The organism is Fodinicurvata sp. EGI_FJ10296 (assembly GCF_040712075.1).
Lineage (GTDB): Bacteria > Pseudomonadota > Alphaproteobacteria > DSM-16000 > Inquilinaceae > JBFCVL01.
Map to the genome: position 1 here is coordinate 232,969 of NZ_JBFCVL010000008.1, position 23,964 is coordinate 256,932.

General features: G+C 62.2%; 23 protein-coding genes. 9 read left to right on the top strand and 14 right to left on the bottom strand.

Annotated elements, in window-relative coordinates; all coding sequences use genetic code 11:
- Positions 1–89: 89 nt before the first annotated feature.
- Both ABZ728_RS18245 and ABZ728_RS18250 read left to right on the top strand, forming a co-directional pair.
- A complete protein-coding gene (locus ABZ728_RS18245) occupies positions 90–830 on the top strand; it encodes a YopT-type cysteine protease domain-containing protein (protein ID WP_366657683.1) in 741 nt (246 codons plus the stop codon).
- Positions 831–953: 123 nt separating this feature from the next.
- On the top strand, positions 954–1,922 hold the full coding sequence (locus ABZ728_RS18250; RefSeq protein ID WP_366657685.1) for an aldo/keto reductase: 969 nt from the start codon (positions 954–956) through the stop codon (positions 1,920–1,922).
- Here the strand turns inward: ABZ728_RS18250 and ABZ728_RS18255 are convergent.
- The 14 genes from ABZ728_RS18255 to coxB all read right to left on the bottom strand — a co-directional run bounded on the left by ABZ728_RS18255 (position 1,914) and on the right by coxB (position 16,449).
- Positions 1,914–2,840: a DMT family transporter gene (locus ABZ728_RS18255; RefSeq protein WP_366657687.1), complete on the bottom strand. Its 927-nt coding sequence runs from the start codon at positions 2,838–2,840 to the stop codon at positions 1,914–1,916. The genes ABZ728_RS18250 and ABZ728_RS18255 overlap by 9 nt on opposite strands.
- Positions 2,837–4,678: an ABC transporter ATP-binding protein/permease gene (locus tag ABZ728_RS18260; RefSeq protein WP_366657688.1), complete on the bottom strand. Its 1,842-nt coding sequence runs from the start codon at positions 4,676–4,678 to the stop codon at positions 2,837–2,839. The genes ABZ728_RS18255 and ABZ728_RS18260 overlap by 4 nt, the downstream gene beginning before the upstream one ends.
- Positions 4,679–4,851: 173 nt before the next feature.
- Positions 4,852–5,469 carry a GNAT family protein gene (locus ABZ728_RS18265; RefSeq protein ID WP_366657689.1) on the bottom strand — a complete coding sequence of 206 codons (618 nt, stop codon included), beginning with the start codon at positions 5,467–5,469 and terminating at the stop codon, positions 4,852–4,854.
- Between the two features lie 41 nt (positions 5,470–5,510).
- Positions 5,511–6,779, bottom strand: a complete 1,269-nt coding sequence (locus tag ABZ728_RS18270; RefSeq protein WP_366657691.1) for a pitrilysin family protein — start codon at positions 6,777–6,779, stop codon at positions 5,511–5,513.
- 54 nt (positions 6,780–6,833) lie between these two features.
- A complete protein-coding gene (gene thrC, locus ABZ728_RS18275; protein WP_366657693.1) occupies positions 6,834–8,249 on the bottom strand; it encodes a threonine synthase in 1,416 nt (471 codons plus the stop codon).
- Between the two features lie 160 nt (positions 8,250–8,409).
- The gene (locus tag ABZ728_RS18280; protein ID WP_366657695.1) at positions 8,410–9,960 is read right to left on the bottom strand and encodes a carboxypeptidase M32; all 1,551 of its coding nucleotides are present in this window, start codon (positions 9,958–9,960) and stop codon (positions 8,410–8,412) included.
- Positions 9,957–10,700 carry an SURF1 family protein gene (locus ABZ728_RS18285; RefSeq protein WP_366657696.1) on the bottom strand — a complete coding sequence of 248 codons (744 nt, stop codon included), beginning with the start codon at positions 10,698–10,700 and terminating at the stop codon, positions 9,957–9,959. Before ABZ728_RS18285 ends, ABZ728_RS18280 begins: the two co-directional genes overlap by 4 nt.
- A complete protein-coding gene (locus tag ABZ728_RS18290) occupies positions 10,687–11,073 on the bottom strand; it encodes a DUF983 domain-containing protein (protein ID WP_366657697.1) in 387 nt (128 codons plus the stop codon). The genes ABZ728_RS18285 and ABZ728_RS18290 overlap by 14 nt, the downstream gene beginning before the upstream one ends.
- A 23-nt stretch (positions 11,074–11,096) precedes the next feature.
- Positions 11,097–11,894, bottom strand: a complete 798-nt coding sequence (locus ABZ728_RS18295) for a cytochrome c oxidase subunit 3 (protein ID WP_366657759.1) — start codon at positions 11,892–11,894, stop codon at positions 11,097–11,099.
- A gap of 68 nt (positions 11,895–11,962) precedes the next feature.
- On the bottom strand, positions 11,963–12,580 hold the full coding sequence (locus ABZ728_RS18300; protein WP_366657698.1) for a cytochrome c oxidase assembly protein: 618 nt from the start codon (positions 12,578–12,580) through the stop codon (positions 11,963–11,965).
- 5 nt (positions 12,581–12,585) lie between these two features.
- Positions 12,586–12,720 carry a hypothetical protein gene (locus tag ABZ728_RS18305; RefSeq protein ID WP_366657699.1) on the bottom strand — a complete coding sequence of 45 codons (135 nt, stop codon included), beginning with the start codon at positions 12,718–12,720 and terminating at the stop codon, positions 12,586–12,588.
- 24 nt (positions 12,721–12,744) lie between these two features.
- The gene (locus tag ABZ728_RS18310) at positions 12,745–13,755 is read right to left on the bottom strand and encodes a heme o synthase (RefSeq protein ID WP_366657700.1); all 1,011 of its coding nucleotides are present in this window, start codon (positions 13,753–13,755) and stop codon (positions 12,745–12,747) included.
- Positions 13,756–13,924: 169 nt separating this feature from the next.
- The gene (gene ctaD / locus ABZ728_RS18315; RefSeq protein WP_366657701.1) at positions 13,925–15,520 is read right to left on the bottom strand and encodes a cytochrome c oxidase subunit I; all 1,596 of its coding nucleotides are present in this window, start codon (positions 15,518–15,520) and stop codon (positions 13,925–13,927) included.
- A gap of 47 nt (positions 15,521–15,567) precedes the next feature.
- Positions 15,568–16,449 (bottom strand): cytochrome c oxidase subunit II, encoded by an 882-nt coding sequence (gene coxB / locus ABZ728_RS18320; RefSeq protein ID WP_366657702.1) that lies wholly within the window; start codon positions 16,447–16,449, stop codon positions 15,568–15,570.
- 537 nt (positions 16,450–16,986) lie between these two features.
- Here coxB and tldD point away from each other — a divergent pair.
- The 7 genes from tldD to argB all read left to right on the top strand — a co-directional run bounded on the left by tldD (position 16,987) and on the right by argB (position 23,712).
- Complete coding sequence (gene tldD, locus ABZ728_RS18325) at positions 16,987–18,423, top strand: metalloprotease TldD (RefSeq protein WP_366657703.1); 1,437 nt, start codon at positions 16,987–16,989, stop codon at positions 18,421–18,423.
- A gap of 127 nt (positions 18,424–18,550) precedes the next feature.
- Positions 18,551–18,685, top strand: coding sequence for a 50S ribosomal protein L34 (gene rpmH / locus ABZ728_RS18330; protein WP_366657704.1), 135 nt, complete (start codon positions 18,551–18,553; stop codon positions 18,683–18,685).
- 93 nt (positions 18,686–18,778) lie between these two features.
- Complete coding sequence (gene rnpA, locus ABZ728_RS18335; RefSeq protein WP_366657705.1) at positions 18,779–19,372, top strand: ribonuclease P protein component; 594 nt, start codon at positions 18,779–18,781, stop codon at positions 19,370–19,372.
- A 17-nt stretch (positions 19,373–19,389) separates the two neighbouring features.
- Entirely contained in the window at positions 19,390–19,674 is a 285-nt protein-coding gene (gene yidD / locus ABZ728_RS18340) for a membrane protein insertion efficiency factor YidD (protein ID WP_366657760.1), read from the top strand.
- A 129-nt stretch (positions 19,675–19,803) separates the two neighbouring features.
- Positions 19,804–21,837 (top strand): membrane protein insertase YidC, encoded by a 2,034-nt coding sequence (gene yidC, locus ABZ728_RS18345; protein ID WP_366657707.1) that lies wholly within the window; start codon positions 19,804–19,806, stop codon positions 21,835–21,837.
- Between the two features lie 61 nt (positions 21,838–21,898).
- Positions 21,899–22,561 carry a ribosome biogenesis GTP-binding protein YihA/YsxC gene (gene yihA / locus ABZ728_RS18350; protein ID WP_366657708.1) on the top strand — a complete coding sequence of 221 codons (663 nt, stop codon included), beginning with the start codon at positions 21,899–21,901 and terminating at the stop codon, positions 22,559–22,561.
- A gap of 185 nt (positions 22,562–22,746) precedes the next feature.
- A complete protein-coding gene (gene argB / locus ABZ728_RS18355; protein ID WP_366657709.1) occupies positions 22,747–23,712 on the top strand; it encodes an acetylglutamate kinase in 966 nt (321 codons plus the stop codon).
- Positions 23,713–23,964: the final 252 nt, after the last annotated feature.

The following is a 23,964-nucleotide window of genomic DNA, read 5'->3' on the forward strand; positions in this document are numbered from 1 at the left end:
GCCGGAAGCCGAATCCGGTGCCCAAGGCGCTGGACCCCTGGTTGATATGCGGCATATCATAGCACTCGAACATCCGTCGGGAGAGCAGAATGACAACATTGAACTCCTTGCTGGTTGCGCCGTTCAGCCAGGCGTCTCTGCTCGGCCGGCACTATTCGGACGAAGACGCTTCGCTGGCGCAGCGGCAGGCGGAACGGGGCGTATGCTACGCACTCACCGCCAAATGGATAGCGCGCCACCGCGCTTTCAAATCCGAGGGCCCAACCAGGCGGATCGAATTTCTGTCGACGGAAGACTCGATCGTCGACGCCATGCAAACACAGATTTTCGCATTCCAGAACAAGACGGCATTATTGCTGGTTCAGGACGAGGCGGCCGAAGTGATGGAACGCGGACGGAGTGGTATTGCGCCACCGCCGGGATTTGTCCCCAGGGTCAGGGGCCTGATGGCGAGAATGGGGACCGACCGCGGAGAGGCCATGATGTCCCAGGCGTTCGAAATGCACGGGTTGGCGCGCACGCCGACGCTCGTCGACGGCGCCGCCCTTACCGATACCTCGCTGACAGACCGCGTCCGCGACGTTCTGGCCAGGACGAACAGTGTCCACACGTACCACCAGATCAGCGTCGAAGGACCGGGAAAGGGCCACGCCATCTGTTGCTACAAGTCCGGCGGCGGCTTCATCAGTTCAGCGCATCTCTATTTGTTCGATCCGAACTACGGCGAGTACAAAATCAAGGAAAGTCTGATCCAGGGCGCGCTCAAAGTGATTCTTGAGCGTTTCAGCACAAACGGCTATGACAAAGTCTCCGTGGCCCAGATTAATTGACCAGATAACTTGAACTGCTGCCTGCATTGCCGGCACGGCCATATGCTGGTACGAATGTTTCAATGCTAATCGATAATACGCAAAAGATCGCGCGACGGCGCGACGGCAAGGGAGCACGCATTCATGGACTACAGACGCATTCGCGGCACGGATCTCGACGTATCGACCGTTTGCTTCGGCCCCATGCGGTCGGCCGGCGCGGACGACAGCGACCCGCGCTCGGCCAAGGGTCGCGCCGCGCTGTCGGCAGCCCTGGATGCCGGCATCAATTTCGTCCATTCCAGCTATGAATACGGCGTCCGCTGGATGATGAACGAAGTGCTGCGCGACCACCCCAAGCGCCACGACATCCATCACGTCATCAAGGTGCCGGTACCCGACTGGGACGATGAAGGACGCTTCGATCCCGACAAGGTGCGCGGCATGATCGACGAGGCGCTGCGCGATCTGGCGGCGGACCGCATTGCGCTGGTGCAGTGGATGTGGCGGACCCGCCCGCACGAGGACGGCCCACGTCAGGAGACGCTGGCGGCAATCCGTGACGACGTCGGGGAAACCTTTGGCCGCCTGCGCGACGAGGGCAAGATCGGTTACGTCGGCGTCTTTCCCTACACCTCGGCCTCGGCCCGCGCCGCCATCGATACCGGCAATTTCACCAGCGTGATTGCCTATTACAATCCGCTGGAAATGGAGATGGCCGAACTGTTCGGCGCGATGGACCAGCGCGAAATGAGCCTGCTGGCGATCCGGCCGCTTTATCAGGGCGTTCTGACCGACAGCCGGCCGAGCTGGGAGGCTCTGCCGGCCGGCGACCGGCTCAAGGCGGAAAAGCACAAGGACCTGTTCCGCCACCGGGCGGGCATGGCCGAGGCGCTGGCCGACGCGATCGAGGCCGAAGGATCGATGACCCGCTTCGCCATGCGCTTTCCGCTTTATGCCGAGGCCGTGGCCAGCATCATCGTCGGGCTGAATACGCCTGAACAGGTGCATCAGGTCGTCGAGCAGACCGACAATGTACCCTATAAGCCGGATGTCGTCGCCCGGGCATTGTCCTATTGGCAACAATCCATCGACGGCGGATCGTCAGGCTGACTTTTCCTTCCCCGCCCCCTTGTTCACCGGCCGGCTCGCCAGCGCGACGCCAGCGGCGGCGAGCGCCATGCCCGCCCAGGCCAACGGCGGCATGGTCTCGCCGATCAGGATCCAGGCCAGCACGGCAGCGGTTGGCGGGACAAGGTAGAACAGCGCCGACACCCGCGACGCTTCGCCGTGGCGGATCATGGCGAGCAACAGCGTGATCGCGATCAGGGAATTGCCGATCACCAGATAGGCCAGCGCCCCGGCAAGCGCCGGCGACCATGTCACGGCCATACCCTCAAGCACGAGGGCGACCGGCAGTGTCGCCGCCAGCCCGACGGCATATTGAACCAGATTGGACGTCACCGGGTGGTGGCCGCGGCCGAAACGTTTTTCGTACAGTGTCGCCGTGCACATCCCCATCAAGGCCCCGACGGCGCACAGAACGCCGATCGCCGAGGTGCCGTCGACCTCGGATCGGGCGGCGATGACAATCACCGCACCGCTCAGCCCCAGAATCAGCCCGACCCACCGGCGGCGTCCGATCGCCTCGCCGACGACGCTGGGCGCCAGCAACGCTACGACGATCGGCTGCAGCGAGACGATAAGCGCCACGGCACCTGCCGACGCGCCAAAGGAAAACGCCACATAGCACAGACCGAAATAGACCGCCTGGATCAGAAATCCGACGATTGCCAGATCCGCCCAATCGCGTCCCCGCACCGGCAGCGGCGGCCGCAGCCAGAACGCCAGCGGCACCAGCACGGCCAATACGCAGACGAACCGCAGCACCAGCAGGGTCATCGGCTCTGCATAGCGCACGCCGATCACCGCAACCGGAAACCCCAACGACCACAGCAGCAGGAATATTCCCGGCGCGCCGCGCAGCCAGACCGGCTTTGCCTCGCCGTTTTGCGGGTTCGACAGGCTCATTCGACCTCGCCGTTCGCCGCACCGCTTTGCTGACGCTGCCACAGCGTGTAATACGTTCCTTCCCTGGCGATCAGGTCGCCATGAGTGCCGCGCTCAACGACCCGTCCATCCATCAGCACGACGATCTCGTCGGCATCGACCACGGTCGACAGCCGGTGTGCGATGACCAGCGTTGTACGCCCCTCGGCCACCTCGCGCAGATTGGCCTGGATTTCCTGCTCGGTCCGCGTATCCAGCGCCGATGTCGCCTCGTCGAAGATCAGGATCTGCGGCTGTTTCAGGATCGTGCGGGCAATGGCGACCCGTTGCTTTTCGCCGCCCGACAGCTTCAGCCCGCGCTCGCCGACCATGGTTTCATAGCCGTCGGGCAGGCTGGACACGAAGTCGTGAATTCGGGCCATACGGGCGGCTTCCTCGATCGCAGCCCGATCCGCCCCCGGCCGGCCATAGGCAATGTTGTAGGCGATGGAATCGTTGAACAGCACAGTGTCCTGCGGCACGATTCCGATCGCCGCCCGCAGGCTCTCCTGCGTAACGGTGCGGATGTCCTGACCGTCGATCACGATGGCCCCGCCGCTCTCGGCATCGACATCGTAGAACCGATACAGCAAGCGGCTTATGGTCGATTTTCCGGCCCCCGTCGGGCCGACGATCGCCACCGTCTTGCCCGGCGGCACGTTGATATCGACGCCTTTCAGGATTTCCCGCCGGCGATCATAGCTGAAATGGACATTGTCGAACCGAACCGCACCGCCGTGAACGACCAGCGGCTTTGCGCCGGGCTGGTCCCTGACTTCACGGTCGACGGCCAGCAGGTCGAACATCGCGCGCATGTCGACCAGACCCTGCTTGATCTCGCGATAGACGAAGCCGAAGAAGTTGAGCGGCTGATAAAGCTGGATCAGATACGTGTTGACCAGCACGAAGTCGCCGACCGTCATCGAGCCGTCGACGATCCCGGCCGCCGCCATATACATGATCAGGGCAAGCCCTGCGGAAATGATCGATGCCTGGCCGATATTCAGCAGGGACAGCGACGTGCGCGACCGTACCGCCGCCGTCTCATAGAGGCCGAGCGCCCGGTCGAAACGGTCGATCTCGTGGCGCTCGTTGCCGAAATACTTCACGGTTTCATAGTTGATCAGGCTGTCGATGGCCTTTGTGTTGGCCTCCTGATCGTTCTTGTTCATGGCCCGGCGAAAGCTGAGCCGCCACTCGGTCACCCACATGGTGAACGCGATGTAAGAGATCACCACCGTCAGGGTGACGGCGGCGAATCGGAAGTCGAACATGTACCAGAGGATACCGGCCACCAGCGTGATCTCGACCAGGGTCGGAACGATGTTGAACAGCATGAAGCTCAACATCGTTTCGATGGCGCGGGTGCCGCGCTCGATCACCCGCGCGAGGCCACCCGTTTGGCGGTCGAGATGAAACCGCAGCGCCAGCGCATGCAGATGCTCGAATACCGTAACGCCGGCGCGGCGGATGGCCCGCTGCGCGACCTTGGCAAACACGCCGTCGCGCAGCTCCGAAAATGCCAGTGACAGCACCCGCGCCAGCCCATAAGCAAGAATCGCCGCTACGGGAATCGCCAGAGCCGCCGAGACCTCTGCGCCCTCGCCGGACAATGCGTCGACCGCGTCACGATAGAACAGTGGTACATAGACGGTCGCGATCTTGGCGCCGATCAACAGCGCAAGCGCGACGATCACGCGCGCCCGCAACCCCCACTCTCCCGGCGGCCAAAGATAGGGCAACAGCGTGCGAACGACGGCGGCATCATCGCGCAGGTTCGACGGCGGCGGTGCTTCGGTGGGGCGGGAGGCTCTGACCATGCTGGCGAAGCTAGATCAAACGGCGGGCGAGGGAAACCGGTTTACCGCATTCATCTGCCTCGTTATTCCCCACCGGTCGAGGGGGGCGATCGAGGGGGGCGATCGAGGGGCCTGATCGAGGGGCCCGATCGAGGGGCCCGATCGAGGGGGGCGAGTGCGTGCGTTGGCTTCGGCTAGCGCCGCGCGCGGTCGATAGCGCGGCGCTGTTGATAGTCCTCGCGCAGCAGGCCGAAAAGCAGATGATCGCGCCACGCGCCGTTGATTTTCAGATAGGCGCGGGCATAGCCCTCCTGCTCGAAGCCGGACCCGAGTAGCAGTAATCGGCTTGCCTCGTTCTGCGGCAGGCAGGCGGCTTCAACGCGGTGAAGGCGAAGATCGGCGAAGGCAAAGCCCAGTATGGCGGCGACCGCTTCCGTCATATAGCCGCAACGGGTGAATCGCTCACCGATCCAGTATCCCAGGCTCGCCGTCTGAGCCACGCCGCGACGCAAATTCGACAGACCGATCCCGCCCATGACGGCCTCGTCACTCGCCCGGAACACCAGGAACGAATAGGCCTCGTCTTCACGCCATTCCAGCGCCTGGCGCCGAACGCGGCGAAGAAACAGCCCGCGCGACAAGGCTTCCGGCGGCCAGGTCGGTTCCCAAGGCGTCAGGAAAGCCCTGCTTTCTTCTCGAATAGCCGCCCAGTCGCGCCAGTCAGACGGGCGAGGCGGTCGAAGGAACACCCGCCTTCCCGGCAGCACCACCGTCGGGAAACCCCGCATGCCGGTGGCCAGGAAACCGATCATTCTCGTACCCGCCGCCCGATCACCCCGACGCTCCCGCTCTGCTACGCCGCATGACGCAGGCGGCCGGCAATGCCGTCATACGACTCCAGTGCCGACGCCGGGCCCAGCGCTCCCAGCGTCGGCCGCGACGACAGAAGACGTGTTGCCACCCGGCGCACCGCGGTCGCATCGACCGCCGCCAGCGATTCCAGCTGCTCCTCCATGCTCAGCACGCGGCCATAGATCAGCATCTGCTGGCCGGCCTGTTCGCATCGGGCCATCGTGCTTTCCATGCCCATAACAAGTCCGGCACGGAGTTGCGCGCGGGCCCGCTCGACCTCTTCGTCGGTCACTTCGCCGGTGACCGCCATGAGCTGGTCGCACAGCACCGGCACCAATTCTGTCGCATCCTCACCGCCGGTACCGGCATAGACGCCGAACAATCCCGAATCGCAATAGGACGAACTGAAACTGTGAATGGTGTAGACGAGGCCGCGCTTCTCGCGGATCTCCTGAAACAGACGCGACGACATTCCGCCGCCGAGCAGCGTCGCCAGCACGTTCATCGCGTGGAAGTCGGGATCGTGGTAGCCGACCCCGTCGAAGCCGAGCAGCAAATGAAGCTGCTCCAGATCCTTGTTCTCGCGATATTCGCCGCCACCGTAGCGGGCCGGCGTATCGGGGACAGCCGGCGTTGACGGCAGATCGCCGAACAGGGCCGCCGCCTGTTCCACGATCCGATCGTGCTCGACCAGCCCTGACGCTGACAGGACCATGTTGGGTCCGGCATAATGCTGGCGCAGATAGGCAATGATCGCCTCGCGCGGCAGGCTCGAAACGACATCCGGCAACCCCAGCACCGGTCGTCCAAGCCCCTGATCCGGGAATGCCGCCGTCTGGAAATGATCGAATATGATATCGTCGGGCGTGTCGTTCGCCTGGCCAATTTCCTGCAGCACGACGGAGCGTTCGCGCGCCAGTTCCTCGGCGTCGAATAGCGAATTCTGCAGAATGTCAGCCGTCACATCCATGGCCAGGGGTACGTCTTCGGCCAGAACCCGCGAATAGAACGCCGTCACCTCACGGCTGGTAAAGGCGTTCATATGGCCGCCGACGGTCTCCAGCGCCTCGGCGATCGCCGCCGCGTTGCGGCGCTCGGTCCCTTTGAAGACCATATGCTCCAGCAAATGGGCCACGCCGTTGACCTCGGGCGCCTCGTTGCGGGTCCCGGCCCCGACCCAGAGTCCGACGCTGGCGCTGCGCACGGTCTCGATGTGGTCGGTGACGACGCGCAGCCCGCTCGGTAATGTCGTAACTTTGATATCCGTCAACACGATCGTATCGTCTTCCTTTCGCAACGATGACTGACGCCAACGGCGCTGGTTTCAGGCGAACACGCGCCCATGCTGCTTGATATGGGATTGCAGCACCGCAAGATCAGCCGGCAATACCGCCGATCGCTCCTCGCGATCGAAAAGATCGGCCAGACGGGGCGGCAACGACGGGCGGAAACCCGTCGCGCGTTCCACGGCGTCCGGGAACTTGGCCGGGTGGGCGCAAGCCAGGGCGACGATGGGTGTCGGGTCCGGGATGTCGGCTTGCATTGCCGCATTCACGCCGACAGCCGTGTGCGGATCGATCACCTGCCCGGTCCGCTCATGGATGCCGCGTATGGTCGCGATAATGCCGTCGTCGTCCAGCTTGTGGCTTGTGAACAGCCGCTCAGCACGCTCCATCTGCGATCGGCCCAGATTGAAACGACCCGTGCTGCGGAACGATTCCATGTCGTCCCGTACCTTTGCGCCGTCACGGTCGTGCAGGTCGAACAGCAGGCGCTCGAAATTCGACGATACCTGGATATCCATGGACGGGCTGAGCGTCGGAACCACGGCGCTCGTTTCCATGGCCCCGGACCGGAAAAAGCGGTCCAGAATGTCATTCGTATTCGACCCGATGATCAGCTTTTCGACCGGCAACCCCATCTGTATGGCGGCATAGGCGGCATAGACATTGCCGAAATTTCCGGTCGGCACACTGAATGCGACGCGGCGGTCGGGCGCACCCAGCGCCAGTCCGGCGGCGAAGTAATAGACCGTCTGGGCCATGATCCGGGCCCAGTTGATACTGTTGACAGCGGACAGTCCGGCGGCGTCCCGGAAAGAACTGTCGTTGAACATCGCCTTGACCAGCGCCTGACAGTCGTCGAACGACCCCTTGACGGCTATGGTGTGGACGTTTTCCGACGCCACGGTCGTCATCTGGCGGCGCTGGACGTCGGATACCCGGCCTTCGGGATAGAGAATGAAAATATCCAGGTTGTCGCGATCGCGGCAGGCCTCGATCGCCGCCGATCCCGTGTCGCCGGAGGTCGCGCCGACGATCGTGATCTTTTCGCCGCGCTGCGCCAGCACATGATCGAACAACCGCCCCAGCAACTGAAGCGCGTAATCCTTGAAGGCGATGGTCGGGCCATGAAAAAGCTCCATCAGCCAGAGCCGATGGTCAAGTTGAACCAGCGGGGCTACCGCCTGATGAAGGAAGCCGCGGTCGGGATCGTCGCCGTACGTTTCGTCTGCGATCCGCTGGAGCGTATCGTCGTCGATCGTACCACCCACGAATGGTCTGATCAGGCGCGCCGCAAGCCGGGGATACGGCAAGCCGGCCAGTTCGCGCAGATCCTGTGCCGTCAGGAACGGCCATTCCTCGGGTACGTACAATCCGCCGTCGCGGGCGAGTCCCGCGAGCAGAACGTCGTCGAACGACAATGCGGGGCCCGTGCCCCGGGTGCTGATGTATCGCACTGTGTTGCCGCTTTCGTATGCCAGAGTCTCTAGAGACGGGGTGTCGAATTCCCTCTACCGTATACGACGGGGGCGTTGCGCGGCAACCGCTGGCAACGCGCCACACCCGCATGCCTGCCCGCCAGTCGATTCCGGCTCGCTGGCGCAGCCAGCGCGACCGTCACGCCGTGGTACGAGCCGGGGCGTGGTATCGCCGCTGAAGATGCACCTTGAAAGCGGTCGCATTTAGCGGACGTCCGGTTGCCCGCTGAATGATGCCGCCCGTACTGTCGGAAGCGCCGACGCTGTGAATGTTCGACCGCAACCACTGGACGATCGGCGCGAACCGTCCCTCGGCGACCAGTTCTTCAATGCTGCAACCCTCGGATTGCCGCAGTGACTCGTCGGCCGCCTCGGCAAACTGTGCGGCGGCCAGGGCGCCGAGGGTATAGGTCGGGAAGTACCCCCAGATACCCGCCGGCCAATGAATGTCTTGCAAGCACCCCAGGGTATCGTTCGGCGGCACCAGCCCCAGCAGGTCGCGCATGCCGTCGTTCCAGGCACCCGGCAGGTCGCCCAGCGCGAGATCGCCCGCCAGCATCGCCTGTTCCAGGCGGTACCGAAGGATCACGTGCAGCGGGTACGTCACTTCGTCGGCATCGACGCGGATATGACCGGGTTCGACCCTGATCGCACGACGGTACAACGTCTCCTCGTCCCAATCGCCACCCCGTCCACCGAAAGTGTCGATCAAGAGCGGCCGAACGAATGTCTGGAACGCGCGGCTTCGGCTGATCTGCATCTCGATGAACAGCGACTGGCTCTCGTGCAGGGTCATTCCCCGCGATTCGCCGACCGGCTGGTCGAGCCAGCCTGTCGGGCGACCCTGTTCATACAGCGCATGACCGGTTTCATGGAGTACGCCCATCAGGGCGGCGCTGAAATCGTTTTCGTCATACCGGGTGGTGATGCGGACATCGTTCGTCGATCCCCCGCAGAACGGATGGATGCTGGTATCCAGCCGGCCCCGCTCGAAGTCGAACCCGAGCCGAGCCATCAAAGTCTCGGCGATGTCCTTCTGAGAGGGTAAAGCGAAGGGTCCCGGAGGCGCCGGCGCGTCGGCCGTTTGCCGTTGCGCCTCCAACACCGTGGGCAAGATCTCGGGTATATAACCGGCCAGATCGGCAAAAACCGGATCGATGGCCGCCGCCCGCATGCCGGGGTCGTGCCGGTCCAGCAGGGCATCGTATAGCGGCAGATCCAGGGCAGCGCCGACCGCCGCGCCAATTTCCCGCTGATGATCCAGGACCGACTGCAAATATGGTTTGAGCGTTTTGAAGTCAGCATCACACCGGGCCGATCGCCATGCCATTTCGGCAGCGGAGACCGCTCGCGAACTGGCTGCGACGAGATCGGCGGGCACGGCCGTCTCGTGACTGTGAATCCGGCGCATTTCGGCCAGATTGGCACGATCTCGGGCGTCGAGATCGCGCTGATCGGCTTCGGCACGATCCAGGTCGTCAGCCAGCGCCGGTTCCGACAGGATTTCATGCGCCACGACCCGCAACGTGGCCATCGACTGGGAGCGCCGGTCCGCCGCGCCGGTGGGCATCATCGACTCGGTATCCCAGTGAAGTGTTCCCAATGCATCGGAAAGCGCGGCATGGCGGGCAAAGGCCGCTTTCAGCCGGCCATAGGGCGACGCCGGATCGTCTGCTCGGTCTGTCGTCATCGGGAGTCCTCGGGCTCGTCGCCGGGTTCCCGACGCAGAAAGGTGACGAAATAAACGCCGATCATCGTCAGCGCCAGCGCATACCAGGTCAGCGCGTATTCAAGGTGATTGTTGGGGATGTTCATCCTGGTCTGCCCGGCTATCGGCAGCGCCCCGTCCGGCATGGATGGCGAGTCCCGCACTTCGAATATCAGCGGTCCGGGATTATCGATGCCGGCTTCGCGGGCCATGGCCGCGAGGTCGGGCCAGAACCAGTCGTTGCGTTCCGGGTCGTTGTCAGGCTGCATCCATGCCTGATCGCCCGGCACACGGGCAATGGCCGTGAGCGACACCGGGCCGTCGACCAGCCCCTCTACCCTATCGCTTTGCGGGCGGCGATCGATCGGCACCCAGCCACGATTGACCAGGACGAACGAACCGTCGGGGCGTTCCAGCGGCGTAACGACATGAACGCCGGTCTGGCCGTCCCTGGTTCGGGCAACCAGATGCATTTCGAGATCATGGAGATAGCGCCCAGCCAGCCGGACGGGGCGGTAGTCCCAGTCGTCGGCTTCGCCCTCCGGGACCGTCGCCGGCAATTCGACGGGCTCGGCGCCGGCCCGTTCCTCGATTCGGTCCAGCAGATCAGACTTCCAGTCCAGTCGGTAGACCTGCCATGTTCCGAGCCCGATCAGGATGACAAGCGCAACGATGACCGAAATCGTGGCCGAGATCGGTGGCCGGAATCTATGTCCCATCATCGTCGCCCGCACCCCGTTCGAATTCGGACCGGCGATAGCGAAACTGAAGCGCCGTCATATAGGCCTTTATCGGCCGCAGCAGGACCGCCGTCAGACCGAAGACCAGACCGCCTCCGGCAAGGGCGTGAACCCAAATCGCCGGCGCCCATCGGGCCTCGATCCAGAGAACGAAGGGCACTGCCAGAAAGCCGAGAATGAAGATCATGAAAACGGCCGGCCCGTCGCCGCTGTCGTTTTCGGCCAGTCGCAGACCGCAATGGTCGCAGCGGTCGACGACCGTCAAATAGCCCCGGAACAACGAGCCGACACCGCAGCGCGGGCATTTGGCGCCCAGCGCTGCGGATATGGGAGAAACCGTGTCGTGATACGCCATCCGCTATCCGACCGCTGCCGGGATCAATGGGCCAGATCGCCGCCGCCCCACCAATAGACCGAAACGAAGAGGAACAGCCAGACGACGTCGACGAAATGCCAGTACCAGGCGGCCGCCTCGAATCCGAAATGGCTGTCTTTGGTGAAATGGCCCGGTCGGGTCGTACGCCACCAGCACACCGCCAGAAAGATCGTCCCGATGATCACATGGAACCCGTGAAATCCGGTCGCCATGTAAAAGGTCGACGAATAGATGCCGTCCGCAAATCCGAAGGTCGCGTGGCTGTACTCGTATGCCTGGAGACATGTGAAAATGACGCCGAGCAGCACCGTTATCCCGAGAGCCTGGCTGGCCTCGCGATTGTGACCTTCGAGCAGGGCATGGTGCGCCCATGTGACCGTGCATCCGGAGAGCAGCAGCACCAGCGTCATCATGAACGGCAACGAAAAGGGGTCAAAGGTTGCAACGCCTTCCGGCGGCCACACACCGTCGGCCGGATAAAGCGCAGCCCCGAAGAAGGCCCAGAAGAACGCGGCGAAGAACATCACTTCGGACGCGATAAACAGCAGCATACCGTACCGCAGCCCCAGCTTGACGACGCTGGTGTGTGCCCGCTCGTGAACCGATTCCTTGATGACGTCGGCCCACCATCCCGCCATGCAGACAAGAACCGCGACAAAGCCGAGGACCAGTAACCACGTCCCCATGTCGTGCATCCACATCACGCCGCCGGTCGCCATGATGCCCGCTGCCATCGCGGTCACGAGCGGCCAGGCGCTTGGGCTCAGCAGGTGATATGGATGGGGTGGGCCGGATTCCATGTCCGGTCCGCTGCCGTCCTGATGGTGGGCGGTGGTCTCGCTCATATCCCGTTCAACCCCGATACAGTTTAGGTTCGCGGCTCCGGCGCCGTCGCCGAAGCCGATTGTTCGACCGATTGATAATAGCCTTCAACCGCGTCGTCCAGTTCCTCGCTCTCGGTCGGATAGAATGTGTAGGAAAGGGTCACCGATGTGACGTCGTCAAGCGTGCGTTCGTCGGCGATGGCCGCGTCAATATAGAAGTAGACCGGGAGCTCCATCGTTTCGCCCGGCTGGAGCGTCTGCTCGCCGAAGCAGAAGCATTCCATCTTCTGGAAATAGGCACCGACCTGGAACGGCGAGACATTGTAAACGGCCATTCCCGTAACCGGCCGATCGGAAGTATTCTCAACGCGGTAGTATGCGAGATTGGGTTCTCCGACCCGGACCGTCATGCGCCCTGTCTCGGAAGTGAACTCCCACGGCAATGCGGCGTCGGCCCGCGCCACGAAACGCACTTGTATTTCGCGGTCCAGGATCTCGGTTGAGTATCCCTCGGCGACCTGAGTCGTGCCGCCATATCCTGTGACCCTGCAGAACAGATCGTACAGCGGCACGGCGGCAAAACTGACCCCGACCATGCCAAATACGAGTCCGAACAGCGACACCATGACGGTTTTGTTGCGGCGGCGCAGGCGATCGGACATGGCGACTACAGACCGCTTTCGAAATTGACCATGGTGATGATCCAGACCAACGCCACCCAAGCCGCCAGGGCGAGCGCAAGGGCAGTGTTCTTGCCGCGTCGGCGCCGCTCCATGGCATCGCGCTCCGATTCGGCATTCATTTCGATACTCCGACCATCAGACATTCAAACCAGTCCCCGCATCCAGATGATATTGTCGGCGATCAAGAGACCGAAAACGCCGAACAGATAAATGATGGAATACCCGAACATGCGGCGGGCGGCTTTGTGGTTCGTTGTCGCGCCGTTCTCAAGAAAAACCGCCAGCGCATACCGGATGAAAACCAGGCTCAGCGCGGCAGCGCCGACTCCGTAAATGGGGCCGGTTGCGCCAAGCAGCCACGGGGCGACGGCGACCGGCGCCAGTGCGACCGTATAGCCCAGAATTTGCCGGCGTGTCGCGCTTTCTCCGGCGACCACGGGCAGCATCGGGATGCCGGCTCGGCGGTAGTCGCTGCTGCGATAGAGGCTCAGGGCCCAGAAATGCGGTGGCGTCCAAAGAAAGATGATCGCGAAGAGCAAGAGCGGAACGACCGTTGCATCACCGGTAACCGCCGCCCAGCCGATCATTGGCGGAAAGGCGCCGGCTGCACCACCAATAACGATATTCTGCGGCGTCCTGCGCTTCAGCCACATCGTGTAGACGAAAACATAAAAGCCCGAGGCAAACGCCAGTATGGCCGCGGCAAACCAGTTGACAGACAACCCCAGCAACAGGATCGACGCCACTGTCAATATAACCCCGAACGCCAGCGCATCATCGGGCGAAATTTTTCCGGTCACGATCGGTCGACGTTGCGTTCGCGACATGACGGCATCGATGTCGCGGTCGAACCACATATTGATGCAGCCGGCCGCACCGGCGCCGACGGCGATGCAAAGGATTGCCGTCACCGCCAGAACCGGATGGATCGAGCCGGGCGCGGCGATCAACCCCGCAATGCCGGAAAATACCACAAGCGACATGACACGGGGCTTGAGCAGTGCGACGTAGTCGCGCCAGGTGCCGTCGCCGGGGATTGGACCGCTGTCAGGAGAATTCCCGAGAGTCGACGCGGGGGACGATCCGGCGGATGATCCCACGGGCGAAAAGCCGGTCGGCGCCGTCGCGCCGCTGTCGATCACGATATCGGACATCGAAGTCATCTCATCCGTCAAAAGGTGAAGCCGCCTGCACCGCAAGAATGCGGTGCAGCGGCGGCTTCGCCGGTTTGCTGCCCCAATCCCGGGGTCTTTATCGGCCAAAGCCGAATGGGAGCAGGCGAGATCGATACCGACCGCCCCCGCTCCCGTGCACAGATCCGGATCAGCGGATACGGGGCAGCGTCTCGAACTGGTGGTACGGTGGCGGCGACGTCAGCGACCATTCCAGAGATGTCGCACCCTCACCCCAATAATTGCTGGCCACGCGCTTGCCCCAGACAAGGGTATAAATCGCGATGCCCACGAACAGGAACGCCGCAGCCACGGAGATATAGGCGCCGATGGAAGAGACATAGTTCCAGCCGGCATAGGCATCGGGATAATCCGGAATCCGCCGCGGCATCCCGGCCAATCCGAGGAAGTGCATCGGGAAGAACAGCAGGTTGACACCGATGAACGTCATATAGAAATGCACCTGCCCCCAGAACTCAGGGTATTGCCGGCCCGACATCTTCCCGACCCAGTAGTAAAAGCCGGCGAACATGGCAAACATGGCGCCCATCGAAAGCACGTAGTGGAAATGCGCCACCACGTAGTAGGTGTCATGGAGAACAGTGGTCACGCCCGCATTCGCCAGCACGACGCCCGTGACACCGCCGACGGTGAACAGGAAGATGAATCCGACCGCCCACAGCATCGGCGTCTTGAATTCGATCGAACCACCCCACATCGTCGCGATCCAGCTGAAGATCTTGATGCCGGTCGGCACTGCGATGATCAGGGTCGCGGCGGTAAAGTAGGCTTTGGTGTCCACCGACAGTCCCACCGTGAACATGTGGTGAGCCCAGACGATGAATCCGACGACACCGATCGAAATCATCGCATAGACCATACCCAGATAACCGAACACGGGCTTGCGCGAGAAGGTCGCGACGATGTGGCTGATGATGCCGAAGGCCGGCAGGATCATGATGTAGACTTCGGGATGGCCGAAGAACCAGAACAGATGCTGGAACAGGACCGGATCACCGCCGCCGGCCGGATCGAAGAACGCCGTGCCGAAGTTGCGGTCGGTGAGCAGCATAGTGATGGCGCCGCCCAGCACCGGGACTGCGAGCAGCAGCAGGAAGGCCGTCACCAGCATCGACCAGACGAACAGAGGCATCTTGTGGAGCGTCATTCCCGGCGCACGCATGTTGAAGATCGTCGTGATGAAATTCACGGCACCCAGGATGGACGATGCCCCGGCAAGGTGAAGTGCGAAGATCGCCATATCCACCGAAGGCCCCGGATGACCCAGTGACGACGACAGAGGCGGGTAGATGACCCAGCTCGTTCCGGCACCGGGTCCGACGAAGGCCGAGCTGATCAGCAGCAGGAACGCCGGCGTGAGCAGCCAGAACGAAATGTTGTTCAGACGCGGGAAGGCCATATCCGGCGCCCCGATCATGATCGGCACGAACCAGTTGCCGAAACCGCCGATCAGGGCCGGCATGACGACGAAGAACACCATGATCAGGCCATGGGCCGTGATATAGACGTTCCACTGCTGACCGTCAGAGAAGATGGTCATGCCGGGATTGGCCAATTCCATCCTCATGATCAGCGAAAAGATGCCGCCGATCAGACCCGCAATGATCGCGAAAATAAGATAAAGCGTGCCGATATCTTTGTGGTTCGTCGAAAACAGCCACCGCGCCACGAAACCGGGCTTGTGATCGTGATGGTCGTCGTGGGCGTGCGCACCGGCATTAGCCATGGCTGGTCCCTCTCACTTTCTTTGGGTTGCTCTGCCCGAACGGGGGGTCAGTTCGCCAACTCGGCGACCTGACGCCGAGCAACCGCTTCTTCATACGTACCGGTCAAAAGCACCGGTGGATTTTCCGGATCGATGTCCGCATCAGCGGTCTGCTCGATCACCCAGTCATCGAATTCCTCGCGGCTGACGGCGCGGACCTCCACCGGCATGAAGCCGTGGCCCGTCCCGCAGATCTCCGAGCACATTCCATAGTAGGTGCCCTCTTCCTCGATTCGAACCCAGGTCTCGTTCATGCGGCCGGGAATGGCATCCTGTTTCACGCCGAAGGCCGGCACGGCCCAGCTATGGAGAACATCACCCGCCGAAACAAGAATCTGGATGTTCGTGTCGACCGGAAGGACAACGGCATTGTCAACCGACAGCATCCGGGTCTGATCGGGACCGATTTCCTCGTCCGGGACCATATAGCTGGAATATTCGCCGATTTGCTGATCGGGATATTCGTAGCCCCAGTACCATTGATAGCCATTGGCGATCAGCGTCATTTCCGGGTCCGTCGTGCGATCCATGAAGTAGAGGACCCGGAACGAGGGAACGGCAATCACGAGCAGGATCAGGACCGGCACGATCGTCCAGACGACCTCGATCACCGTGTTGTGTGATGTCCTGGACGGTGTCGGATTGGCCGACGCCCGGAACCGCCAGCCCACATAGATCAGCAGTGCCAGAACGAACAGCGTGATCGCGGTGATGATGACGAGCAGAAGATTGTGGAAATCGTTCAGCTCGGCCATGACCGGTGACGCCGCTTCCTGAAACCCCATTTGCCAGCCTTCCGGCATCTGGGCCACCGCCGGCGCAGCAATACCCGCCAGGCCCAGGCCGGCTAAGGCAGCGGCGGCTTTTACGGCTCGATTGTTCAGTCGCATACCCCTGACCACTCTCGTTCGTTTTCCGTTGCCGGCGTTCCGGCACCCCAATCGATTCACGCCTTCCTATCAGGCCGCTGCCGCCCTGTCCTGCGAAAGAAGCAGCGCACCAAGGACAACCCCTCCACCCGGGAAAGGATATCCGGAGCAAAGGGGCGGTCCCTTTCGCGGCAGCGACCGGCCGATATCCGGCCAACGGCGCATGGCGGCGGTTATAAACGCCATAGCCCCCATGGGAGAAGCACATTTCTGCCCAGATTGCCGATAGCGGCCCAAAGGATGGCCATTTTTCCGTGTCAGTTCTACACGATCGGCTTGTGGGGAAGACACCGCCGCCTTGCCGCAGGCCGGGCGCAAATCGTCGCAGAACCGCCCTTCCCTGAGGCCGCCATCTCGCATAGGTTACAATACGGGCAAACTGGTGCCCGGCCGGCGGAGGGTTCCGGTGCACCGCTCGGCCGCGCCCCGATGCCGGCCGGCGGAGTGCCGGAAAGGTTCGTGAGTATATAGCGCCCGCTCTGGAAATGGAGGATGACGATGACCGCGCCCACCCAAACCGACAGTCTGTTTTTCGGCGCCGCCGGACTGGATCCGGATCGTGCCGCCAGGCATGTCGGCGGCGCCCTTGCGGGTTGCGACGACGGTGAACTCTTTCTGGAGTACAAGCAGTCCGAGCGTCTCGGTTGGGACGACGGACAGCTGAAATCCGCAAGCTTCGATATTTCTCAGGGCTTCGGCCTGCGTGCCGTCGCCGGCGAATCCAGCGGCTACTGCCATGCTTCGGAACTGAGTGACGAAGCCCTGAAACGGGCGGCGGACACTGTGCAGGCCGCTCGCCATGGTCATAGCGGGACACTGGCACTGGCGCCGCGCGGCACCAACCGCCACCTGTATACGAGCGCCAATCCCCTGGAAGGTGTCGCTTTCGAACAGAAGGTTCGCCTGCTTCAGGACATCGACACCTACGCCCGCGCGGCCTCCCCCAAGGTCAGGCAGGTGTCCGCTGCGATTTCCGGAGAATGGCAAGCCGTGCGCATCATGCGGGCCGATGGGTCGACCGCAGAGGACATCAGGCCTCTGGTTCAGTTGGTGGTCACGGTCGTTTGCGCGGACGGCGATCGAATGGAGACCGGCTTTTTCGGCACCGGCGGCCGTGACCTATATGATTCCTTCATTGCCGAATCGGCCTGGAAGGATGCCGTCGACAAAGCCCTGCGCGAGGCCGAAATCAAACTCGCCGCGGTCGACGCCCCGGCGGGAGAGATGACGGTCGTGCTCGGCTCCGGGTGGCCGGGCATCCTTCTTCACGAGGCCATCGGCCACGGCCTGGAAGGCGACTTCAATCGAAAGAAGACATCCGCATTCTCCGGCCTGATGGGCCAACGCGTCGCAGCGCCGGGAGTAACGGTCGTGGATGACGGCACCCTGCCGGACCGCCGCGGGTCGCTGACCATCGACGACGAGGGAACGCCCAGCGGCCGGACCACACTGATAGAAGACGGCATTCTGGTCGGATATATGCAGGACCGCATGAATGCGCGGCTTATGGGCATGGAACCGACGGGCAACGGCCGACGGGAAAGCTATGCCCACCACCCCATGCCGCGCATGACCAACACCGTAATGGAACCTGGACCTTACGCCCCGGAAGAAATCCTCGCATCGGTGTCGAACGGCCTCTATGCCGTAAATTTCGGTGGCGGCCAGGTCGACATCACCAACGGCAAATTCGTCTTTTCGGCCTCGGAAGCCTATCTGATCGAGAATGGCAAGGTGACTCGCCCCGTGAAGGGCGCCACGCTTATCGGCAATGGCCCGGATGCGCTGACCCGAGTCGGTATGGTCGGCAACGATCTGGCCCTGGATCGCGGCATCGGCACCTGTGGCAAAGAGGGGCAGGGTGTGCCCGTGGGGGTCGGTCAGCCGACGCTTCGAATCGATGGCCTGACCGTCGGCGGCACGGCTTCGGGCTGACCGCGTCGGCGTTAGCGGCAATAATCGTCTGCGGCTCAGATTGACTTGTCCGGCAATCGGGGATAAAAGCCCGGCACTGTGAAGATTTCGGCCGCCGAACGGCCATGACTGGGAACGGAGCAAAGCCGTGAAACGCACCTACCAACCGAGCAAGCTTGTCAGAAAACGCCGCCATGGCTTTCGCAGCCGAATGGCGACCGTCGGCGGACGTCGCGTCATTCAGAACCGGCGTGCCAAGGGCCGCAAGCGCCTGAGCGCCTGATCCGGCGGCTCTCGGCACCCCGGCCAAAGGAACGCGCTGCGGTCTCGGGTTTACCCGAGGCCGACATTGCACGTACCAGCTTTCGGCGGATCGATGACCACGAATAACCAACCGCTCGAGCGTGACGATGGGGCCGCCAGGCGCGCCCGCAGGGAGCGGAAGCGGTGGCATCGAACCCTTGATACCGCTGCCCTGCTCGATCGGCGGGACTTCGTCGCTGCCACGCGATTTGGTGTCAAGCAGGCCCGCCCGGGCATCGTCTTGCAGGCGCGCCCGAATGGTCGCCGCGAAAATGCGATCCGTTGTGATATGACGGCTTGTGATAATGCGGCCGGCGAAACCAACGACGACAAGTTGTTGGCCGAGCAGAGGCCTCCTTGCCAGCCGTCTATTCGTGTCGGACTAACCGCAAGCCGAAAGGTCGGCAATGCTGTCGCACGCAACCGCGCAAAGCGGCGGCTTCGGGCTTTGGCCCGCGATATTTTGAGCAACGAGGCCGCGCCGGCGCATGACTATGTGCTGATCGCCCGGGGTGCGACTGTCGATCGGCCGTTCTCCCGCTTGGCTGCGGATTTGCGCGGCTGCCTCAAGAAACTCGGGTTGCAGCGATCCTCCCGGCAATCGGTCACCACGCATGCCGACTCCAGCGACCGCGACCGGACCATGCGGAAGAATTGGGGACCATGAGCCCGCTCGCTCACGCAATGCGAGCCGCCATTCTGGTGTATCGCTATACTTTCTCAGCATTCCTTGGTAACGCGTGCCGGTTCCGTCCGACGTGTTCTGAATATGCGCTGGAAGCGGTCGGCAGGCATGGCGCATTGCGGGGCGGCAGTCTCGCTGTGCGCCGGTTGTGCCAATGCCACCCCTGGGGTTCTTCAGGCTTCGATCCTGTTCCCGGCACGGGCGAATCACCGGAAGGGATAGACCCATCGCATGGCTCGGCATCGGGCCGTCGACCGAACGAAGGATGTCGGTGCCGTGACTGAATACTGATCGACGTCACGCCCCAATACTGCGCCGCGCTCGTATAGGGCGGGCGATACATAGGGTTGTTGTCCATTTCGGATTGGGACATCAACCTGCTCACTGTTTCAAATCCTCAGCCGGAGCAAGGCATGCAGGACCAGAGAAATCTTCTTCTGGCGATCGTCATTTCGATAGCGATTTTGTTGGGGTTCCAGTTCTTCATTGCCCAACCGGACCTTGAAGACCAGCCGAGGGAGCTTGCCCAGACCGAGTCGTCCGGCACCGGCGATTCCGATCCTGCGGCCGACGGCGGCGCGACGCCCGAAGGCGTGGCGCCTCTCGCGGGCAATCAGTCCGCCGAGGAACTGCGCCAATCACTGCTCGAACCGGCAACACGGTCTGAAGCACTGGCCCAGAGCGACCGGGTTGAGATCAACACCGGCCGCGTGAGCGGGTCGATCAATCTGACGGGCGCACGCCTGGATGACCTGACGCTGCTCGATTACCGCGAGTCTCCGGACCCGGAAAGCCGAGAGATCGTATTACTGTCGCCGCGCAACGCCCCGGCGCCCTACTACGCCGACTTCGGTTGGCTTGCGCAGGCGGGAATGGATGTGCCGGACACGCAGACGGTGTGGTCGGCCGATGGCGAGGAACTGACAGCCGACAATCCCATCACGCTGACCTGGGCGAATGATTCGGGCCTTACCTTCGAAAAGACGATTTCCATCGACGAAGATTTCATGGTCTCCGTCACCCAGCGAGTCACGAATGAGTCCGGTGACCCAGTGACGATATCGCCCTATGGCCGGGTCGTCCGGATGGGAACACCGGAAACGCTGGGATTCTTCATTCTCCATGAAGGCCCATATGGCGTCTTCAATGAGACGCTGCAGGAATACAATTACGATGATCTCCGTGAAGAAGGGCGCACCGAGCACGAGACGACCGGTGGCTGGCTGGGATTCACGGATAAATACTGGCTGGTCGCACTTGCTCCGGACCAATCGATGTCTTTTGACGGCGCCTTCATCCATCAGGCGGCCGAAAATCGGGACCAGTATTTCGCCACTTTCCAGCATGAAAGTCGCGTCATTGCAGCCGGTGAGTCTTTCGAAGAAACAACGAATCTGTTTGCTGGCGCCAAGGAAGTTCGGCTCATGGATCAGTATCGTGATCAATACGGGATCACGATGTTCGATCGGACGATTGATTTCGGCTGGTTCTACTTCCTTACGAAGCCCATTTTCTATGCGCTTGCCTGGATTAACGAAGTCGTCGGCAATTTCGGCGTAGCTATCCTGGTACTTACCGTCTTCATCAAGCTGCTCTTCTTCCCGCTGGCCAACAAAAGCTATAAGGCCATGTCGCGAATGAAGGCACTTCAGCCCGATATGATGAGCATACGGGAGCGCTTTCAGGACGACCGCCAGAAGATGAACATGGAGCTGATGGAGCTCTATAAACGGGAGAAGGTAAACCCGGCCGCAGGCTGCCTGCCGATTCTGGTGCAGATTCCGGTTTTCTTCGCGCTCTACAAGGTGCTGTTCGTCACCATCGAGATGCGCCATGCGCCGTTTTTCGGCTGGATCCGCGACCTTTCCGCACCTGATCCGACATCGATCTTCAATCTCTTTGGCCTGCTGCCCTATGACGTTCCCGGCATCCTGACGATTGGAGTTTGGCCACTCATCATGGGTCTGACGATGTTCGCTCAGCAGAAGCTGAATCCGGCGCCGGCCGACCCGATGCAGCAGAAGATATTCATGTTCCTTCCGGTCGTATTCACGATCCTGCTGGCCGGCTTCCCGGCGGGTCTGGTGATCTATTGGGCATGGAACAACTCGCTGTCCGTACTTCAGCAGTACGTCATCATGCGCCGCATGGGCGTCCCGATCGGTGGGGGTGCGGCGACGCCGGCACATGCACCGCCGTCGGCTGAAAGAAAGAAACTGAAGGGCGAGAGCACCGAGGGCAAGCCGGAGCACAGCGGCGAAGAAGCCGACGAACCGGAAAGCGCGGCCGATGCCGATTCCGACTCATCCAGAGCCGCCACAGGAGGTGACGGCGCGGCAGGCCAGCCGGCGAGCGCTCCGGCAACCGGCGCGCCGGTCAAACGGTCCGGCGGCAAGAAGCGCAGCAGCCGCAGCGGCCGCAAACGCCCCGCTAGACGCGCGACTTGACAATGACCATGGAAATCGCCGTCGGCGCCTCGGCGCCGGCGGCCCACAAGGATCAAACCGTATGAACGACGACACAGGCTCCGGCGATACCAGTGGCGAGGCTCTTGCCTTCGGACACTGGCTGTTTGCGCAGGAGTGTGTATTCGAACGTGCCGTCGCTGTTCTCGACCAGTTGCCGGGAGAAGGGGCGCCGGAAGTCGCTTTTGCCGGCCGATCCAATGTTGGAAAATCCAGTCTGGTCAACGCCCTTACCGGGCGCAACACCCTGGCCAAAACCTCCAACACGCCGGGCCGCACCCAACAACTCATCTTCTTTTGCCTGGGCGAGCGGCTGCGCCTCGTCGATATGCCCGGCTATGGCTACGCGAAGGTTCCCAAACCCGTAACCGAAGCCTGGACCCAGATGCTTCGGACGTTTCTGCGGGGTCGCGTCCCGCTGCGGCGCGCCTGCGTGCTCGTCGACTCCCGTCACGGCGTGAAGGAGAGCGACCTGGATATCATGAAGCTTCTCGACAAGGCGGGCGTGGCTTATCAGCTCGTTTTAACGAAGGCGGACAAGGTACGGCCGGCAACACTCGAAACCGTTGTCGAGGGCTGCAAGGCCGCATTGGTGAAGCGCGCGGCCGCCTTTCCGGATATCCACGTCACCAGCGCTGAAACGGGTCTCGGCATCGCAGAATTGCGGGCAAGTCTCGCCGCGCTGGCCCGGGAAAACGAAACCTGACCTGATGGGCCTGCTTTCGAAGCGGGTAACCGCAGACGGACTCACAGCATTCTGGCGGGCGTCCGATGATTTGGTTATGGTTTCTCTCCAGGAACATCTTATTGTTCCGCACCTGGAATTTCATTGTCCGACTGCCGGAATGCAGGCGGACAGTATATCGGCCCCACGATAGATGACGGATGCTCATGTCCAGCAAAGACGTCGCCGACGGCAGCTTCGAATTGACGCGCGAGGAATGGCTCGCGAAGGCCACCACACTTTCCGAGGCCCTTCCCTATATGCGGCGCTATCACGGCGCCACCTTTGTGGTGAAATATGGCGGCCATGCCATGGGCGACGAAAAGCTGGCTGAAAAATTTGCGCGCGACATCGTTTTGATGAAGCATGTCGGCATCAATCCGGTCGTCGTGCATGGTGGCGGACCGCAGATCGGCCGCATGCTTGAGCGATTGAAGATTCAGTCCGAATTCATCGACGGTCTCAGGAAGACGGATCGCGATACCGTCGACGTCGTCGAGATGGTCTTGTCCGGATCGATCAACAAGGCGATCGTCACGGCCATACAATCGGTCGGCGGGCGCGCCATCGGATTGAGCGGCAAAGATGGCGCTTTGATCCAGGCCCGAAAACTCCGCCGCACGAAACGCGACCCGGAAAGTAATATCGAGAAGATCCTCGACCTCGGATTCGTGGGCGAGCCGGTCGCGATCGATCCCGGTATCCTGGAAGAGTTCGAGGACTCCAGTTACATCCCGGTCATCGCTCCGATCGGCGTTGGCGCCAACGGTGAGACGCTCAATATCAATGCCGATACGGCCGCCGGTGCGATAGCGGGCGCCCTGCAGGCCAGCCGTCTGTTCCTGCTGACCGATGTCGCCGGCGTCATGGATTCCAGCGGCTCTTTGATGCCGTCGCTGTCAGCCGGAGAAGCCCGGGCACTGATCGCCAATGGCACTATCTCAGGCGGAATGATCCCGAAGATTGAAACCTGCCTCAGTGCCGTCGACGCGGGGGTCGAAGCTTCGGTGATTCTGGACGGACGCGTGCCGCATGCATTGCTGCTGGAAGTGTTTACTGCCGGTGGCGTCGGAACGATGATCGGGAGCCCGGGCGACACGCCCATGCCCGGCGACGAAGCGGACCTCGACTAAGCGTCATCCAGTGCTGCGCTTTGAGGTCGCGATCGGCGAATGCCGGTCTACTGATTAGACTTCTGGATCAATCAGGCCGGCTCTCGGTTCGAAAACGACGCAAGGCGGCACCGACTCTGCGACCGGCCATTCGACCGAAGCCCGCCGGATCCTTCGCCGGCGGCGAATCTTTCACTGACTGAGAAACGGTCCGACCTATTGCGGCAACCTTCGGCGCCACGCGGCGATAGGTGTTGACCGCTCCATCGCGAA